The organism is Rhizobium sp. 2YAF20, from assembly GCF_052114685.1.
Taxonomy (GTDB): Bacteria; Pseudomonadota; Alphaproteobacteria; order Rhizobiales; family Rhizobiaceae; genus Rhizobium.
The window spans coordinates 75,198-92,012 of sequence record NZ_JBFRFF010000027.1 but is presented as its reverse complement, the minus strand read 5'-3'; the positions used below and the strand labels follow the sequence as shown (position 1 = coordinate 92,012).

General features: G+C 55.5%; 23 protein-coding genes and 1 pseudogene. 11 read left to right on the top strand and 13 right to left on the bottom strand.

What is annotated here, in order from left to right; genetic code table 11:
• The 7 genes from AB4Z52_RS25000 to AB4Z52_RS24970 all read left to right on the top strand — a co-directional run.
• On the top strand, positions 1-212 hold a 212-nt coding region (locus AB4Z52_RS25000; protein WP_442220598.1), incomplete at its 5' end, for a hypothetical protein.
• Positions 213-406: 194 nt separating this feature from the next.
• Entirely contained in the window at positions 407-745 is a 339-nt protein-coding gene (locus AB4Z52_RS24995; protein ID WP_442220597.1) for a hypothetical protein, read from the top strand.
• A 165-nt stretch (positions 746-910) separates the two neighbouring features.
• Complete coding sequence (locus tag AB4Z52_RS24990; protein WP_442220596.1) at positions 911-1,114, top strand: hypothetical protein; 204 nt, start codon at positions 911-913, stop codon at positions 1,112-1,114.
• Between the two features lie 154 nt (positions 1,115-1,268).
• Positions 1,269-2,075 carry a pseudouridine synthase gene (locus AB4Z52_RS24985; RefSeq protein ID WP_442220595.1) on the top strand — a complete coding sequence of 269 codons (807 nt, stop codon included), beginning with the start codon at positions 1,269-1,271 and terminating at the stop codon, positions 2,073-2,075.
• 12 nt (positions 2,076-2,087) lie between these two features.
• Complete coding sequence (locus tag AB4Z52_RS24980; protein ID WP_442220594.1) at positions 2,088-2,783, top strand: phosphoribosyltransferase; 696 nt, start codon at positions 2,088-2,090, stop codon at positions 2,781-2,783.
• 96 nt (positions 2,784-2,879) lie between these two features.
• The gene (locus AB4Z52_RS24975) at positions 2,880-3,830 is read left to right on the top strand and encodes a phosphoribosylaminoimidazolesuccinocarboxamide synthase (RefSeq protein WP_442220600.1); all 951 of its coding nucleotides are present in this window, start codon (positions 2,880-2,882) and stop codon (positions 3,828-3,830) included.
• Between the two features lie 342 nt (positions 3,831-4,172).
• Positions 4,173-5,606: an efflux transporter outer membrane subunit gene (locus AB4Z52_RS24970; protein ID WP_442220593.1), complete on the top strand. Its 1,434-nt coding sequence runs from the start codon at positions 4,173-4,175 to the stop codon at positions 5,604-5,606.
• Positions 5,607-6,021: 415 nt separating this feature from the next.
• Here the strand turns inward: AB4Z52_RS24970 and AB4Z52_RS24965 are convergent, their stop codons facing one another.
• The 4 genes from AB4Z52_RS24965 to AB4Z52_RS24950 all read right to left on the bottom strand — a co-directional run bounded on the left by AB4Z52_RS24965 (position 6,022) and on the right by AB4Z52_RS24950 (position 7,553).
• Positions 6,022-6,264, bottom strand: a complete 243-nt coding sequence (locus tag AB4Z52_RS24965; RefSeq protein ID WP_442220592.1) for a DUF982 domain-containing protein — start codon at positions 6,262-6,264, stop codon at positions 6,022-6,024.
• Positions 6,265-6,425: 161 nt separating this feature from the next.
• Positions 6,426-6,749, bottom strand: a complete 324-nt coding sequence (locus AB4Z52_RS24960) for a hypothetical protein (protein WP_442220591.1) — start codon at positions 6,747-6,749, stop codon at positions 6,426-6,428.
• Between the two features lie 189 nt (positions 6,750-6,938).
• Positions 6,939-7,199: a DUF2171 domain-containing protein gene (locus AB4Z52_RS24955; protein WP_442220590.1), complete on the bottom strand. Its 261-nt coding sequence runs from the start codon at positions 7,197-7,199 to the stop codon at positions 6,939-6,941.
• Between the two features lie 87 nt (positions 7,200-7,286).
• Positions 7,287-7,553: a hypothetical protein gene (locus tag AB4Z52_RS24950; RefSeq protein WP_442220589.1), complete on the bottom strand. Its 267-nt coding sequence runs from the start codon at positions 7,551-7,553 to the stop codon at positions 7,287-7,289.
• 194 nt (positions 7,554-7,747) lie between these two features.
• On the opposite strand from AB4Z52_RS24950, the gene AB4Z52_RS24945 reads away from it, so the two are divergent.
• Positions 7,748-8,107 (top strand): hypothetical protein, encoded by a 360-nt coding sequence (locus AB4Z52_RS24945; protein ID WP_442220588.1) that lies wholly within the window; start codon positions 7,748-7,750, stop codon positions 8,105-8,107.
• Positions 8,108-8,170: 63 nt separating this feature from the next.
• Here the strand turns inward: AB4Z52_RS24945 and AB4Z52_RS24940 are convergent, their stop codons facing one another.
• The 5 genes from AB4Z52_RS24940 to AB4Z52_RS24920 all read right to left on the bottom strand — a co-directional run bounded on the left by AB4Z52_RS24940 (position 8,171) and on the right by AB4Z52_RS24920 (position 11,112).
• Positions 8,171-8,413, bottom strand: a complete 243-nt coding sequence (locus AB4Z52_RS24940; protein ID WP_442220587.1) for a hypothetical protein — start codon at positions 8,411-8,413, stop codon at positions 8,171-8,173.
• A gap of 36 nt (positions 8,414-8,449) precedes the next feature.
• Positions 8,450-8,719, bottom strand: coding sequence for a hypothetical protein (locus tag AB4Z52_RS24935; RefSeq protein ID WP_442220586.1), 270 nt, complete (start codon positions 8,717-8,719; stop codon positions 8,450-8,452).
• 70 nt (positions 8,720-8,789) lie between these two features.
• Complete coding sequence (locus tag AB4Z52_RS24930; RefSeq protein ID WP_442220585.1) at positions 8,790-9,521, bottom strand: membrane-anchored protein; 732 nt, start codon at positions 9,519-9,521, stop codon at positions 8,790-8,792.
• A 34-nt stretch (positions 9,522-9,555) separates the two neighbouring features.
• On the bottom strand, positions 9,556-10,419 hold the full coding sequence (locus AB4Z52_RS24925) for a 3-deoxy-manno-octulosonate cytidylyltransferase (protein WP_442220584.1): 864 nt from the start codon (positions 10,417-10,419) through the stop codon (positions 9,556-9,558).
• A gap of 6 nt (positions 10,420-10,425) precedes the next feature.
• Positions 10,426-11,112 carry a glycosyltransferase gene (locus AB4Z52_RS24920; protein ID WP_442220583.1) on the bottom strand — a complete coding sequence of 229 codons (687 nt, stop codon included), beginning with the start codon at positions 11,110-11,112 and terminating at the stop codon, positions 10,426-10,428.
• A 456-nt stretch (positions 11,113-11,568) separates the two neighbouring features.
• Between AB4Z52_RS24920 and AB4Z52_RS24915 the strand changes: the two genes are divergently transcribed.
• The 3 genes from AB4Z52_RS24915 to AB4Z52_RS24905 all read left to right on the top strand — a co-directional run bounded on the left by AB4Z52_RS24915 (position 11,569) and on the right by AB4Z52_RS24905 (position 13,840).
• Positions 11,569-11,775: a hypothetical protein gene (locus AB4Z52_RS24915; protein ID WP_442220582.1), complete on the top strand. Its 207-nt coding sequence runs from the start codon at positions 11,569-11,571 to the stop codon at positions 11,773-11,775.
• A 962-nt stretch (positions 11,776-12,737) separates the two neighbouring features.
• Positions 12,738-12,974, top strand: a complete 237-nt coding sequence (locus AB4Z52_RS24910) for a hypothetical protein (RefSeq protein WP_442220581.1) — start codon at positions 12,738-12,740, stop codon at positions 12,972-12,974.
• A gap of 458 nt (positions 12,975-13,432) precedes the next feature.
• Positions 13,433-13,840 carry a hypothetical protein gene (locus AB4Z52_RS24905; protein ID WP_442220580.1) on the top strand — a complete coding sequence of 136 codons (408 nt, stop codon included), beginning with the start codon at positions 13,433-13,435 and terminating at the stop codon, positions 13,838-13,840.
• Here AB4Z52_RS24905 and AB4Z52_RS24900 read toward each other — a convergent pair.
• The 4 genes and pseudogenes from AB4Z52_RS24900 to AB4Z52_RS24885 all read right to left on the bottom strand — a co-directional run bounded on the left by AB4Z52_RS24900 (position 13,818) and on the right by AB4Z52_RS24885 (position 16,806).
• Positions 13,818-14,601, bottom strand: a pseudogene (locus AB4Z52_RS24900) (IS5 family transposase). The gene AB4Z52_RS24905 and the pseudogene AB4Z52_RS24900 sit on opposite strands and share 23 nt — an antisense overlap.
• A gap of 27 nt (positions 14,602-14,628) precedes the next feature.
• Positions 14,629-15,204 carry a hypothetical protein gene (locus tag AB4Z52_RS24895; protein ID WP_442220579.1) on the bottom strand — a complete coding sequence of 192 codons (576 nt, stop codon included), beginning with the start codon at positions 15,202-15,204 and terminating at the stop codon, positions 14,629-14,631.
• A gap of 111 nt (positions 15,205-15,315) precedes the next feature.
• On the bottom strand, positions 15,316-16,158 hold the full coding sequence (locus AB4Z52_RS24890) for a tetratricopeptide repeat protein (protein WP_442220578.1): 843 nt from the start codon (positions 16,156-16,158) through the stop codon (positions 15,316-15,318).
• Positions 16,159-16,512: 354 nt separating this feature from the next.
• Complete coding sequence (locus AB4Z52_RS24885) at positions 16,513-16,806, bottom strand: hypothetical protein (RefSeq protein WP_442220577.1); 294 nt, start codon at positions 16,804-16,806, stop codon at positions 16,513-16,515.
• Between the last annotated feature and the right edge of the window lie 9 nt (positions 16,807-16,815).

Sequence of the window (16,815 nt, the reverse complement as noted above, 5' to 3'; positions counted from 1 at the left end):
CCAGAAATCCCAGTCAAAAAACCACCAACGAGACAACCGCCTTCCAGCAATCACCCCAATCCCGCACCACAGTTTCTCAAGAAACCCTAGAGCGAAGGAAATCGTCGCCAGCAGCGCCGCCGCCCTCGTCAGTGATCGGGCTTATAGACCCTACCAAACGAACTAGTCAACACAACACACACATGTTTTTTGACAATTTTGTAACAAACTGATTTTGTTGTGTTTTTAGAGATGTCTGCGATAGACCGCCGTGAACATCGGCGGAGGTTGGGCAACGGATCAGGAGCCGAGGCTTAAGATTTTGTCTAATTGGTCAAAAATTGCCGCCAGAGGAACGCTTTCGAAAGATTGGAACCGAAAGCAGCCTTCCGGTGTTCTGTCGTCGGACCCAACGCAGGAGATCGCCATGGCTACCAGCACCGACGACATTAGGAATTCGATGAGCAAGGACGTCGCCGCACTTCAACAGGAAGTGTCGCGCCTGCAGAAGATGATTTCAGCCCAGGGTACGGAAGCATATTACGAATTGCGGGACCGAGCGGGCAAAGCTTACGACGAGGCTGCACCCAGAGCCAGAACCGCGGTAGCGCAAATCAAGGCTGGCAGCACTGCCGCCGCGCAAGCTGCGCGCGACAATGCGACCGCGACGACAACGGCGCTACTCCTTGCCGGAGCCATCGGGTTTCTCGCCGGCTATATGCTTGGGGGAGCTACCCAGCCGGAGCCACGTCATTGGTGGAGATAGGGCCCTTGACGGCCCTGTGCCTTAGGTGCGGAAGCGCCCTTCTCTGAGGCCCGCGCGCAGAGCGCCGGGCCTTCGCCTGATGACACCATGATGCCCTGTTCCAGGTCTCACAAAAACCAAGATTTTACTGCGTAGTAAAATCATAAAAAGCTGGGAGGAAGGACCATGGGTATCGCGAGGCCAGAGTGCATCGTCGAAGTCAGCGTCAACCGCGCCGGTGTCAACCGCGCGGTCGGTATCATGAGCATGCGTCAGGCGCTCGAATTGCCTGACATTCCGGACCTCTCCTATACCCATCCGGACCCGATCAAGGCTGCGGCCGGTGTGGCGCTCAGCCGGCAGGAGCTTGCAAGTTTCTTTCTTAATTGAACAGCGTCCGCCCGAGGTTCCCTGTCCGGCGCCTTTGCGATGACGACATCTGCACGAGTGCGACCCGCTTGTTTCAGAAGCCGTGATTTGCGCTGTGCGGAAAGGCGTGCGAAAGGATCGGCAACATCCAGTCGGGACAGGCGGGGAATATCGAGTGAACCAGCGGCGTTCTCCGCAAAGCGCACAAAGAGGCACGAAGGCCCGCGATGAGGCGAGCGGCAAGCGCGCGACGCTTGCGCGCGCCTTGTCGAAGCTTGGTTATTGTTCGAGAACGCAGGCCGAAATTCTGATCGCGGAGGGACGTGTCAGCGTTGACCGACAGAAAGTGACCGATCCGGCCACCTGGGTCGATCTTGACCTTGCCCGGATCGCGGTCGACGGCGCGCCGGTTACAGCGGAAAGAAAGCTTTACCTGATGCTGAACAAGCCGCGCGGGCTGGTGACGACGCGTCACGATCCCGACGGCCGACCGACCGTCTATGATTGCCTCAAAAGCTTCGATGGCCTACATATTTCGCCGGTGGGCCGATTGGACAAGGCAAGCGAAGGGATGCTTCTCTTTACCAACGACACGATATTGGCGCAGGCACTGCTCGACCCGATCACCCATGTCACCAAGACCTACCATGTCCAAGTCGACCGGATAATGGAGCCGGCACTTCTGCTGCGAATGACGGCGGGCATCATGGATGACGGCGAGTTGCTAACAGCGACGTCGGCGCGCCTGCTGCGAAGCGGCGATCGCAATGCGTGGATCGAGGTGGAGCTCAAGGAGGGTCGAAACCGGCAGATTCGCCGCATGCTGGAGGCCCTCGGCGTCGAATGCCTGAGGCTCGTGCGCGTCGCAATCGCAGATCTTGTGCTTGGCGATCTGGCAAAAGGCGAGGTTCGTCCGCTGAGCGATAGCGAGGTTCGACTTCTACGCCAGCGGGCCGGCGTAGAAAAATTGAAGCGGAACTAGATAGCAAGCAATATGGATGCCATACAGCCCCACGACTTCTGGCAGGAGATCCATCCGCCCAAACACTTTCCCCCAAACGGTGATTTCGTCGATGCCTATGTGGCCGAGTTCGACGACGGACGGCAGCTGCGGTTGCCTATCCGCATTCTTGCTGAGGGCGATCGTGCACTGGCGTCATTGATCGTCAATCAGGCAAGCTTCGCCGTGCAGGATGCATTGGCGACAGCCCTCGCGGAGCAAATTTCCGGTTATAGTATTGATTTGGTCGTCGGCCTGCCGACGCTTGGCCTGACGCTTGCGAGTGCGGTCGCCCAAAAGCTCGGGCATGACCGCTATGTACCGCTCGGCACTTCAGCCAAATTCTGGTACCGCGAGGAGCTGTCGGTTTCGCTCTCCTCAATCACCACTCCGCACCAGCAGAAGCGCCTCTATATCGATCCGCGAATGCTGCCGCTGCTCTACGGCCGGCGAGTGGCCCTCATCGATGATGTCATCTCCAGCGGTGCTTCCATCGTCTCAGGCCTGGAGTTGATGACCACCTGTAACGTCGAACCTGTCGTCATCGGCGCGGCCATGCTGCAATCGGAGCGCTGGCGCCAACGGATCGGCAGCCTCGAAGGCAAATGGGTGGACAGGATAGTCGGGGTATTTTCGACGCCGATCCTCCAACGCTCGGCAAGTGGCGGTTGGCAACCCGCTCGGGCGTGACCGCGACGCTTTGCTTGACATCGGCGACAGGCAAATTAAGGGTCGGCACGGAAGCATCCGGCAGCTCGGATGCGTGAGCCTGATTTGGTGGACGCCTTGCGAATTCTCTCCGAAGCCCATTTTGCAGAACTGCCCAACTATTACGGCGGCAAGGTGCGCGAGAATTATGACCTGCCTGACGGTCGCCGCATCATCATCAGCACCGATCGGCTGAGCGCCTTCGACCGCATCCTGACCTCCATTCCCTATAAGGGGCAGGTCCTGACGCAGACCGCCCGCTACTGGTTCGAAGCGACTAGGGATATTTGCCCGAACCATGTGCTGGAGTACCCCGACCCGAATGTCGTCATCGGCAAACGCCTTGACATCCTGCCAGTCGAGATCGTCGTGCGCGGCTATCTGGCAGGAACAACAGGGACGTCCATCCTGACGCTCTACAAGAAGGGTGAACGGAAGATGTACGGGATGCGACTGCCGGATGGCATGCGCGACAACCAGATATTGCCCCAGCCGATCATCACCCCGACCAGCAAGGAATTCGATGGGGGTCACGATGAGCCGCTGACGCCGGACGAGATCATCGGGCGGGGGCTTTTGACCGCGGCCCAGTGGCAGATCCTTTCGGACTATGCGTTCGCGCTGTTCAAGCGTGGCCAGGAGATGGCACGCGCCCGCGGGCTGATCCTCGTCGACACAAAATATGAATTCGGCACCGATGAAACCGGTGCCATCATTCTTGCCGACGAGATCCATACGCCGGACAGCAGCCGCTATTGGCTGGCCGACAGCTACCAAGCAAGCTTCGAGAAAGGTGAGCGGCCGGCGAGCTTCGACAAGGACTTCGTCCGAGCCTGGGTGGCAGCGCGATGCGACCCCTACAAGGACGCGATCCCTGAAATCCCGCTTGAACTCATCGAGCAGACGTCGAAGGTCTATATCGCCGCATTCGAGGCGATCACCGCGACCACGTTTGTTCCCGACGATCGCGGAAACACGCCGCGTGAGCGGGTTCGCGCAAGCCTCAATTCATATTTTCCCCAGAACTGACGCAGGGTTAGCCAAAATCCTGCGCACATGGATCGTAGCCAAATTGGCCGTCGCAAGCGAATCAGCTACAGCTTTCGCGCCGGATTCGCGGTCGCTAGCGGTATGCTTTTTGCAACACTTGCTAAAATTCGTTATCCGCAGAGGCCATTTCGTCCCCTAGGGACGCCAATCGGTCGCAACAAATTGCGATAGGGACTGTGCTATTGCGAAACTGGTTGCTAGATTGCCGCGACTGCGTCGTACGATCTGCACCGTTTGCTGATTGGCGAGTTCGTGTGACACGAAGCCGTGAAGGCTCCGTTAACATACTGATGATGTGTTTAGAATTGTGGGAAAAAAGTGATGGTGTCCATTCGTACAGCCGCCCCTGCCCTGCTGCTTATCCTTGCAGGCTGCGTTAGTGGGCCGGATCATAAGCCACCGGAAATGCCCCTGCCCGCCAAGTTTTCCGAAGGAGGCGCAAAGCTCAACGGCGACGTCGCCAACACGGCCTGGTGGAATGCATTCAACGACAGGCGCCTCGAGGGCTTTGTGACGACGGGCCTTGCCCAGAACGTCCAGATCATGCAGTCGATCGAAGCGACGAATTCCGCTCAGTCGAATGTTACCGTGGCCGGCGCCGGATCGCTCCCCAGCCTGCTTGTTGGCGCTTCCCATACGACCAGCGGCCAGATGGGCAACTTGCGCACCCAGAGGCTGACGCAAAACACATCCAGTAGCGATGTGCAGGTCTCGTGGCTGCTCGACCTCTTCGGCCAATATCGCAGCGCCAGAGAAGGCGCGCTGGCTTCATTGGATGCGGCATACGCCACGGTCGACGTCACCCGTCTTGCCTACCTCAAGGATCTCGTCACCAGCTATGTAAACGCCCGCTATTTCCAGGCGCGAATTTCCATTGCGCAGGAGAACCTCAAATCTCGTCGCGAAACGCTCGAATTGACGAAATTCCAGCTGGATGCCGGCGCTGCTTCACGCCTCGACGTTGTCCAGGCCGAAGGTCTGGTCAATTCGACGCTGTCGGAAATCCCGGGCCTCGAGATCAGCTTCCGCCAAGCCGTGCATCATATTGCCACGCTCCTCAACGTGCCGCCGGCAACCGTTATCGCCGACATGCAGAAGGGCTCCACTCAACCGGTGTTCCGCGGCAATGTCAGCACCGGCGTTCCGGCGGACCTCATTCGCAACCGGCCCGATATCCGCAAGGCCGAGCGTGAACTGGCAGCGGCTACCGCAGAGATTGGCGTGACCGAAGCGCAGCTCTATCCGACAATCTCACTTAGCGGCGCGATCTCGCCCTCTTATGTCCATACTTCTGCCAGCCATGGCGGCTTTACGACCTGGTCGTTTGGCCCGACCCTCAGCCTGCCGATCTTTGACGGCGGTTTGCTGCGGGCTAACGTCAAGATTGCCCAGTCGAACGCACGTGGCCAGTATCTCACCTGGAAGCAGACAGTACTGACAGCGGTCGAAGAGGTGGAGAATGCCTTGTCGGCCGTTGCTCGCGACGCTCAGACGGTGTCGGCGCTGCGTGCACAGGTCAAGTCCTACCAGGAAGCGCTCGAACTTTCGACTGCCAGCTACAAGGACGGCGCCTCCTCGCTCCTCGACGTGCTGGACGCCCAGCGGTCGGTGACAAGCGCGCAGGAAAGCCTGGCAACGGCAATCCAGCAGAGTGCGACAGACTATGTCTCTTTGAACGTCGCGATCGGCGCCGGCTACGTTGCCGCCAGCCCTGATGCGGCAAAGCCGGTAAAGGTCGCCTCCAAGGCGCAGTAAGCAAAGCAAGCGCGGCATTTGTTGCCGGTGTGATCAAAACCGCCGCGACATCGTTCGCGGCGGTTTTGTTTTGGGCAAACAAAAAACGCCCCACAAAAAGCGGAGCGCCATGTACAATCCAGATAGACAAAAAGGCCGGAATGACCCGGCCTTCCGTCATCCGCCTTCACGCCAGTGCCAGTACATCCGTGGTCAAAGGGAAAGCGAAACTGCAGCCAGATTGATGCCGAAAGGTTAACACTCGGTTAACTGCTTTCCACATCGCCAAGACGTGATCCGGGGCGTCGCCGCCTCAGAATTCGCGTCTGGAACGGTGCATGGCTTGGTTTCTATATGGTGCTGGATTTCACATGCGCAAGCCTAAGCCATCAGATTGGATGGCCAGCGGCAGCCGCCGGGCTATCGGGCGTCTGGCCTAATGCGTCGTCAGATGCGCTTCCCGCGTGGCGGAGATAAACATCTCGCGGGCTTCTTCGGCGGAGCGACGACCATCTACTGCTGCGCGACAAACGCTCCTGGCCGCCACGTAAAGGGGGCCACGCCGATCGGGCCACATTTCCGACAGGCATCGTAATGCCTCGGAGGGACCGGTCACCGTTTTGGCGCCGCCCTGGGCAAAGCCGACTTCGATGGGGTTGCTCCACTTAATATGCCGCATGAATATCTCTCCTCCACACGTTACCCTATCTGGGATGCCATCCTCCCAGACGGCCATATCAATATAACCTCAATCCGTGCAGACGGAAATACAGCGGAGCGAAATTGATCGCTATCGACGATGGTCCCGCGCCGGGCGCCAGCCATCGTCTGGAGACAGGGCTAGAAATTCGAGCGGGCGCCGTCAGCGGCGACCATCTGGAATGTGGTGCCGTTGGTGACGATGGAGGCACAGCGTGTGGTGCCTTCGGGAGAGCGGATGCAGATCTGACCGTCGGTCACCTTATATCCCTTAGAACTGCCGGCTTTGTAGGTAAACCCATTCGGCTTCAGGGTTCCGGCAGCATGGGGGCCAAGATGTTTGACTATCTCAGCCTTCGTCGCCGGACGCATGGCAGAGGAGGCCGCCATGGCGGGGAAGGTTCCGATGATTGCCACTGCTGCCGCATAGACCAGCGTCGAAAAAGCATTCTTTGCTATATTCATAAATAATCCTGCCGAAATCGAAACGAACGGAACTCCGAACGAGAACCAACGCAACAGGAGAAATAAGACATCAGGATGTCGAAAGATATAGCTTTTGCCGCAGCGCACAAAACAGCCGCAGCGTTTTCACCGCGGCGGCAGTTTGGCGTCGGCCTCTATCGGGCGAGGCTAGCCTTGCGTTGGCCGGCGTCAATCCGTCGGCTTGCCGCTTTCCTCTTCCTCGAATGTCAAGGCGACATCGGCATTTGCCGACAGTCGTACATCATTGCCTTCGATTTCGGACACGAGCCCAAGGGAAATGAAGTGGTGATGACCCTTATGGTGTCCTTCGCCGCTGTCCCTTTTTGTCAGCTTGATGCGACCGCCTTCGACATGGTCAACCGTCCCAAGATGCACGCCGTCGGCACCGATGACATTTGCATGCTCTTTGATTTGTGCAGCGTTGATCATTTTACTCTCCGTTGTTGAGGGTGGGATAAAGCACGATGCCGCTTTTGGGTGCATCGCTTAAAAATAAAATCTGCCGGTCTTCATTTTTCAGAAGGGTGGCGTGGCATATTCCCTGCTGACCAACTTCAGGCTGCGATCAGGCTGAAGAATATAGGTCTCATAGACATCCCGGCCCAGGGTATCGACGAAGTTGTGCCGCAATCGGCTGCCGATAGGCGAAAGCAACAGCTTCGTTCGCGGCTGGCCGCCATAGGTGATGCTACCGGGGATCGGCTGCAGAGGTTCCGATGTCTGGCTGCAGGCGATAAGAGACAGAAGGCAAAGAAGAGCGAACAGATCGCGGGTTATCGCCATATTTTCAAAGCCCTTTTTTGCGCCCGCCTGCACACCTCGAAAGGCTGAGGGAGGGTTTACCCGACTACAGCGGGTAGCTAGGGCGCAAGCACCAGGCGACAAGATCCTGGACTGGGATTCAACGGAACTGAAGCCGCGGCCACACGTTTATTAGTATGAGTGCATAGATACAAACTACAGAAGGAGTAGGTAAATTGAGAACCGCTCACAAGATTGCATTGGCAGCGTCGTTGATCGCAGGCTCGCTGCTTTGCGCGGTGGGACCTGCTTCAGCGCTTCCCCTTTCCCGCCCATTCACTCCGGGGGAGATGCAGATCATCCAGGTTCAGCGACACGGATCCGGAAACAATCAATATTCCGGCCATTACAACGAAGACTGGAGATACCACCATCATCATTATAACGACTGGCATCGCAACCGGTGGGAGCGTGACCGCTACTACGGTCACTATTATCGACCCTATTACTATCATCCCTACTATGACCCTTACTACAGACATCCGTACTGGTATGGGCGCCATTACGGGCACAGCGGTATCATCCTGGAATTCTAAGGAATGGGAGCCCTGTTTTGGGGCTCCGGGGTTTCTCCCGCCCCAAAACTGCCGGCTTCGCGATCAGGGCCTGAAAATCGACCGTAATCGATCGAGATCCTCGACCTTCAGCTCGTCGGGCGGGATTTCGGGACGGCTCAATACTTTGAACCAATCGGCAGCCCGGCGGATGTTGGCCGCGTAAGGCTGCGGATATTCACTGAGACCCAGCACCCATTCCCGAACCGTTTCACGCTCGATGCGCCCGACGCTGTAGCGTGCATGGATGCTGCTCGCAGACGAAATCAGATCTTCGACATTTTTCAAATGGTATTCCTTGAGCGTTCGACAACGACACTGTCGTCAATGCAGCGGCGTTTCCGGCTCTTCGAGAAAAGATCTGATACCGTCACGCTCCACCGTTGCGAGGAACTCCTCGTAGGCTTCCCGGTCTGTGGCGAACGGTTCTTCCCACACCGTCAGTCCCTCGTCCTGATCAATGACCTCGAGCGACCAGGCTCCGGTGCTTCCGGCGGCACGAAAAATATCTACCAATACCGTCACGCCGTCCTCGGTGAACTCACCGGCGAAGTCAGAATGTTCCTGTTTCGGGTCTTCTTCCGTGTCCGTCATGTCTCTATTCCTCGAAGCGCCGTTCAGAGCCGGTGAAGCGTCCAAGGACTATCTGGAGCGCCATGAAGTTTCAAGCTCGCGCTCCGCTCCAGAGAGGTATTCCGATCAAATCAGCGACCGCCACATCGGAGGTGTAGAGCGGATATCCGAGGTCCCGAAGCTTTTGCAGCACCTGCGTGTCCATCTGGACATGCTGGCGCACCAGGTTTGCCTTGTGGTAGCTATGGCCGCCAGAGGCTGGATTGATGCCTGTTATGATGACCGCCGTGGCGCCATTATAAAGCGCGAAAAGCACGGCGTTGATCCCATTTGAACACTTCGAATCCGCGTCGAGCTCGAAGCACTTCAGGCCGACCACCTTGTCGAGCAGCGCCATTCGCTCGTACCGGTCGACGATCTCCAGTTCGCCATAGCGATAGTCGAAGGCCTTCAGGCCTTCGATCAGCCGCTGCCGCTCTTCCTTCCGCCAGAGCAGGACATAGAGCCGCCCGGTTCTTTGGCCGGTCAGCACCCTGCGCACATGGACCGCATTGGTGTTGCGACCTTCAATCTGGTTGAACTGCACCAATGTCACATCCGGCGCTGCTATGCCCCAGGCTAAGGTTGCCGCTTGCGAACCGTTGATGGTGATCACGCGAAAGCTGTCGTCGAAACCGGCAGGCTTGTTGGATATGGGCGCTGAGCCGACGACCAGAACCGGCCCGCTGAAAGGCATCGCAAGTGTCGGCGGCTGCGGCTTGCGCAACCGGTACTTCACTTTTCGGTAAACCAGTTTCCTCAAATCTGAAAGAGACGCGACCATGCGTTCCTCCCCATCGGCACATTCAGACCACCGGCTATCGGCGCTTGAACATTTTCGGCTTTAGACTTCGGGTGAAATTATCGAATGCTCGAATGAAATTGGTCAGGGAAATCAATTTGTCAATTTCCCCGTTCGCATTGCCGAGCCGCTCGGAGAGGACGTCTGCAATGGCAAATGAAATCTCAGAGGGCGGGATGTCGGGAAAGCGTTTCGCCAAGGCGGCGTAGGGATTTCTGTCCACCCCGCCATGCACCGTGATTTTACCGAGTTGGGCAAAGAGGCGCAGGAACACCTGTTCGAACGTCCAGTCGTGAACGGCGACAACCCGCCATTTTGCGCTTCGGCGCGCCGAAAAGCCGGCAAGCACGACAGACCCTGGCAATCCGAGGTCGCTCAACCAAAGCGCCATGGCAAAGCCAGAGGTCGGCAGTTTGTCTTCCGGGTAGAAATCGCCACAGAAGCCCACCAGGTCGAGATGGCCTGTGGGGTTGTTTTCATAGTCCGCGACTGTGTTGAGTTTTTCGTCTGCATGAATGCGCAGGTTCATGATTCCAAGAAATCGATCCCTGGGGAAAAATTTGACGACGTCGCCAACCTCACCTCGATAGACGATGTTGGCACCTCTTGGTTGACCGCGTGAGACCAACAAGGAATGGCCCGTGAAGGGCTTGTCGAGCACCTTGTAGACCTTGTTGAAAAAGACGAAGAGTGCAGTTTGAGGGAAAGATGCCTGAAGTTCTTCTATGCGGACCTCGCTGCTGTTTGCAACGAGAACGACATGCGAGAATGCCGCAAAGATCAACCGCCAATCCTGCGAAGTCGTTAGCCCCAACGTCGCGCCTGCCGGCGGCTGCACGGCAAATTCGGTCAGCGGACCTGCCGCCGTATCATTTCCCATTACTATCTATTTCTGCTGAACGAAGAGCATGCGCTCGCGCATGGCGAACCATTCGTCGGCGTAGTCGTCGTTTCGATATTCGTTGAAATAAGGCCCGCCATCGGTGAAATGGACGATCTTGGCGTCCTCCCTGCGGTCGTATTCGTTGACGAGGTAGTTCCACGTCACCGGCAGCTCGCCGATCTGGTCGTCGCTTTCCAGCCACTTGAACTGATGCAATTCCAGCCCTGTGGCGGTGTTGACGTAGTCCTTGGTCAAGGCCCGGCATTTGGCATTGTTAAAGAGGATGAAGCTCGACCAGTTCTTCTTCTCATACTTGGTCTGCGTCTGGCCGAGGAACTTCGTCTCCACCTTAGGCTGATAATCGTGCTTGACGCACATCGCCGCATAACGCTCGTCCCGAAGCTTCCACAACTCGGCAATGTCGGCGCGCGCCAGCATGTCGCAATCCATGAAGATACTCCATCCGTCGTAATTACTGAGGTAGGGAACCAGGAAGCGCGAGAAGGAAAATTCGGTGGACTGCAGCGGGTTTCGCTCCCGGGTGAAGATGCCCCTGAGGTTGTCGAGAACGATCGGTGAAAACTCCACCGGAATGGAAGAGCGTTCAATTATGCTCTGCGACAAGACATGGTAAGCAACGACTTCTTTCGAATCGAACCCGACAAATATCCGCGCAACATTATCCGACATGCTCTCTCCGCAAGTGTCCATGAGCTTTGGGATCCGGGCGGTACGCCGCCAGGGGTGACTGCCCAGCACTGCAGTTCAGACCACCACCTTGCGGCGCCCGTGAACAGTTGGACCCCATCGCCTTCAAAAATTATCGTTCTGCGGCACCGATTGTCTGCTGGGCAGAGCCGAAACGAAAGCGAATCTAATGCAATGATATCTAACAAAGCAATCGCATTTTTCTATGAGATGTACGCTAAACAAGACAATCGCCATTTAACGGCGCAGAAATTCAATGCTCAGAGCTGTCAAAGCAGAAAGCTCGGTTTGATATGCCCGCTGCAAGAAACGCGTTCTTAACCACCCCTTAATCGTAGGCCCGAAAGGGCTTAGCACCGTTATCGCTCACGTCTCAATCACAACCTGCCAGCACAGCTGGCGGGCGCGTATTCATGCGCCTTAACGACGGCCCACCGCATGATGCCCTTACTGAATTCGACGCCGTCAACGATGACGGCCGGCCTTGTTCGGGTTATCGGCGTGGTCGACGAGGAAGATATGATGAAGTCTATCGTCATTATCGAGGCCGCGGATGGAGACGCAGAGTTCTATCCGATTGTCGGGAAATCGGTCTTTAAGCGGCCCGTGGTGCCGGTGGTGGGCATAAGCCCGCCGCGCCAGTGAACGACAATGCCCAGGAGGGGCCATACACATCGCTTTCTCCTCCGGCAGCGGGGACCGGTCGACGCCATCAACATCAACGCTAATACAGCTTTTCCTCGCGCGTGCGCAAAGGCGCGAGGGCTGGTTGCGACGAATAGAAATCATCGGTCTGCAATGAAAAGGAGTATGCTCTCGGTGCGCCGTAGGCGCGGGAGGAAATGACAATGGCTGAAGAATGGCCGATGTGGATACTTCAGTGCATGGCTTTGATTGGTTTAGCAGGCGTCTTTATCATCAGATAGGTCGTGTGGCCTCGTTAATTGCGAGCCCCCCTTCATGACACTGCAATCCGGTTGGAGGGCACTAAGTATCCCTTAGCATACTACCTTGGGTATCGGCGTTGGGAATAAACGCTGCAAAACGTGTAGAAAAAAGTTTGCGGATATCGTCACCGGGAAGAGCATATCGCCAGCTCGACGGCGTCCGTAAGCCAAGAAAAAGGGCCGCTGGTTTGGGGGGCAATTCGGCGGCCCAGTGCGGCTGCGTTTTGCGGCCACTAGGCGAGTGGAAAGGAGCCCGCCTGTTTGAATGATATCATTCAACGTTTGAATTTCAACGGTATTTTTTAATTAGTTCAATTGATTATTTAATTTTACGCTTTCGCGATATAGGCTATTGACATTTATATCAGCAAGTGAAGTCGGACCTTGTCAAAATTGTTTGCATTGTTGGAACAATATGAAGCCGTAAACGGGCCACCCCCGCCGCCTTTGCGGTCGCCTGTAACCGGGAACTTGCGAAATCATGAAATCATTATCACTGCGGCTCATCGAGCCGTCGAGCACCCGTGTCTATGAAGCTGCCAACGACAAGGAGCCCAGATCTCGCCGGGGACCCATTATGGTCCGCGCAAAAGCTGGCAAGCTCTTCGCGTCTCCGGAAGAGAATATCTGATTCCCCCGAAATTACGGCAATTCGCCTACATGGTACCGGGAGACGCGGCGCTGACCAAAGCTCAGCGCCGCGCTATAATTACTTTGCTGGAACTGGTGTTGCTGGCGCCGGTGTGGCAGGTGCAAGTGCCGGAGCTGGCGTCGCCGGTGTCGATGGAGCCATTGCTGTTGGGCTTGCCTTCGTCGACGAAGTGGTCGTCTGATCTGTGCCTGGATGGCCGCCGTATTCCGACCACGCAAAACCGGCAACCAACAGTACAACGATGATGCCTACCCAAATTGGCCACCTCGATGACGATCTCTGGTAAGGCTCTGGCGTCGTCCGCAGGTTTGGTTCGTTCGGATTATAGGTCATTTCACGTCCTCCTTGTGTACAGAGAACACGGAAACGTGAGTTTTGTTCCAAAACGGCGCCAACGATGCGCGAACAGCTAAATCGGCAACTACCGACACGAGAAATAATGACTTGCGCGCAACTCGCTCCCGCCGCCCCTTCGCCCGCCCGTTCAACACGACGTCTTGCCATCTGCCCACCCAAACCCCGTGGCAAGTCTGCTGCCATTGACGAGCGTGTTGCTGGCCGAAATCGACATCGTCGACCCAGATCCTAACTTTTCAATCTTGATCTTTGATCTTGATGTAGTAGTTGCAGCCATAAATTCTGCTCATTTAGGGTCGGCGTCTTACAGCGCGTCACCACCGGCCGACCTATATGCTACTAGGTCGTGTTGACAAAGTTTGGTCAGGAGCTTGCGGCCTACCGTGATCCGGATATTCTTCGACGGATGACAACTTTTCCTTGCCCAGTTTATGTATTTAGAAGCGCGGGTTTCGCCCCATCTGGCGACACAGTCGTCAGCGTTGCGCCGCTGGATTGCGTCGTCGCCGTTTACGGTAATGGAGGCATAGTTGGCGAAGGCGGTTTGTCGTCCGCCTTTGGTGGCGCGGCGATCTTTAAGAACGATACGTCCGGGGAATGCTTCGTCGGCGTATGGGGAGCCCGCAACGCTTCACGTTTTCGCAACGAGCTCCGGGCTCATATGCAAATTGCTGTTCACAAGGAAACTCCAGATGCGCGGCTTTCTTTTTGGGGAGCGGAGAAAGAGCGTCCTAAGAAGTCTGTGCGCAAATGAATGGCAACCAGAGTTTCACTGAGGCCAGAGCGAGGAAGCCTGCAAACGATGCGCTCGTCTTGTCATAACGCGTTGCGATACGCCTGAACTGCTTGAGCTTGTTGAACATACGCTCGATGCGATTCCGGTCTTTATAGGCGATGTAATCGCAAGGCGGTGGGTTTTTCCTGTTTGCTTTAGGCGGGATGACGGGTCTCATCCCGTGGATCAGCAACTCCTCGCGCAGGAAATCAGCGTCGTAACCTTTATCGGCGAGGAACAATCTGGGCTTGCCACGGGCATCGCCAGCAGGGCTGGAATGGCATTATAGTCCGAAGCTTCACCACCGGTCAGGACAAAGCCAAGAGGGCGTCCCTGACCGTCTGCGCGGGCGTGGATTTTCGTCGTAAAGCCGCCGCGTGATCGACCAAAAGCCTCCTTATGAGTCCCCCTTTAGCGCCCGCAGCCTGAGAGTGGCCGCGAACTGTTGTGCTGTCTATCATGTGCTGCCAGTCATCCGTCAGCCCCAACTCGACGAGCGTTTCGAGTAAGGCATCCCATACGCCTTGCTCGGCCCAGCGCCGAAAGCGCACGTAGACCGAGTTCCATTTCCCATATCGCTCATGCATATCCCGCCAAGGGCAACCAACTCGCAAGACGTGCAGCATCCCATCCAAAAACAGGCGATTGTCATACGCGGGTCGGGATTTCCTTCCACGCTCTGCAGGCAACAGCGTCTCGATTATGCGCCATTCTGAATCGGTCAGGTCTCCACGAGCCAAAGCATCCTCCTAAAAGGAAGTCTTGAATCATGCTTCAGGCGATTTTGGAATCGGGGTCGGTGACGACTGGTGCGTTTCCTTCTCGAACTCTTCATAGACCTTGCCATCACGAACTGCGATGCAGCGGGATTTATGCTGCTCGTCGAAACCATCAAATATGGTCCACGCTGGCTGGCCCTCGGCGGTCATAAACGAAGCTACATAAAGCCCACCTGTCAACGCAATCGAGAGTTCCGGGAGCCGCCCGTATATCGAGGCATCTTGAACCTTACGGCCGATTAGCGACTTGAAGACATTCTCCCAACCTTCTTCGTCGCTCCAACTCCCGCACAGGATGGCGTTTTCACTTTCAATTCGCCAACTCCACTCGATCATGACTGTGCAGTCGCCCTGTGAATTTCCGACAGACCCACCGCGCATCACTCGGGGAGACAAGCGGCCAAATTCCAAGAAAATCGCCGAGCCATGACCTCGCCAGACCGCTGACAACGGTTGCGATATAAGTGCAGATCGGTATTTCTCGAAAATTGCTGAAGACGGTAGCAACGCATCCCTCCGAACACTTGGTGGGTCAAACGTCTCCATCATGGAGAACTTTGTCAACAGGGCCTAGACTTCTACCTGAAGATACGTCTACCATCTCAACCTCCTAAAATTACTTTGAAAAACCACATTCTGGGTTTGTTTCACGAAGAAATACGGCGACTTTTCCTTCTATTCTTCAATTCCTTGCAGGAGATATTGAAGGTGTTTCTGCGCTTGAGCATCTCCGTGCTCCGCAGCTCTCCGATACCAGAATATCGCTAGACTAATATCCTTCTCGACCCCGACGCCATCAGCATACGCATTCGCAAGATTCACTTCGGCGTGCGGATCACCCTGTTCCGCAGCTTTCCGATACCAATCCAGTGCGCAAGAGGCATCTTTTGGTCTCCCCAACCCGAGACCACACATTATGCCGAGGCCATTTTGTCCCCCCGGGTCACCTTGATCTGCCGACTTTTGAAACAGAATTGCCGCTTTCGAATAGTCCTTTACTCCATCCTCTGAAATATAGATGCCGCCCAAATTAGATTGAGCAGCGGGGTCGCCGGCATCGGATGCTTTTTGAAGCCAAGCGATAGCCAGGTTTATGTCACGAGGAACGCCAAGCCCCCATTCGTACCGAGAGCTCAAATTAACTTCCGCGTGGACGTTTCCTTGCTCTGCCGCCTTTCGATACAATTCAGTGGCTTGCACTTCATCCTTGGCAACGCCTCGGCCATTGGCGTACATTGCCCCTAATGCATTTTGCGCAGTGGATAGGCCCTGCCCTGCCGCTTTCCGATACCAACTTTGGGCCGTATCGAAGTTTTGCTCAACGCCATGTCCGGTTTCATAAAGAAGCCCCAAACCAAACTCAGCTTGAGCGTCTCCGTTTTCAGCCAATGGTTGCCAGTATTTCAATGCGCGATAGTAATCTCCAGCGTTATATATATCCTGCCCCTCGTCGGCATATGCGGTCGACTGAAGCAGAGCCATAACCATTGATATTGCGATTAAATATCCGACGCGCATAACGATACCCAACTTAATATGTGAGTTAGCAATTACGGTGACAACTCATTCTTTCTTGCGTTTTCACCGTTGAATCAATGGGCCTTCACTGCGGTTCGTTACTGCAGTATCCCGTTATTATACTATGTTGATCTCCGCGTCCGAGACGTGTCCACCTGCTCTGTGGGATTTCCGCACCACGAACGCACCTCTTCCGACAAAGCTAGGATTTGAGGTGTAGCACACGGGCGTTGCCGGGATTTTCCTGTCGTGACACTTCCGAAGTGTTGTATGTGTTGGGGAAACCCCTTCGTGCACAATAACCCACATCGTATCCACGGCCTTGGAGAGCTATAACTCCGGTATTTCCATTCCTTATTTGAAATATCCTTCATCATGTAGTTGATTTAAACGAACCCTGACTGCTTCATTCCAAAGATCATCTTGCAATAAAAGAATTCCATCAATAATGAAGTTATAATTTTTCTTTTCAATCCACGTGTCTATTTCCTGTTTTAATCGGATAGGGTTATACAAATGAATATTATATTTTTTTTCTCTTGTATAAATAATTACATCTTCGCGAAAGCCTTTCAAATTAAGTTCAAAAAGCGTCAAGTCGTCATCCGCGTAGCCAAACATTATTTCAAAATCTGATTCTTCGTTCAAAATATTATC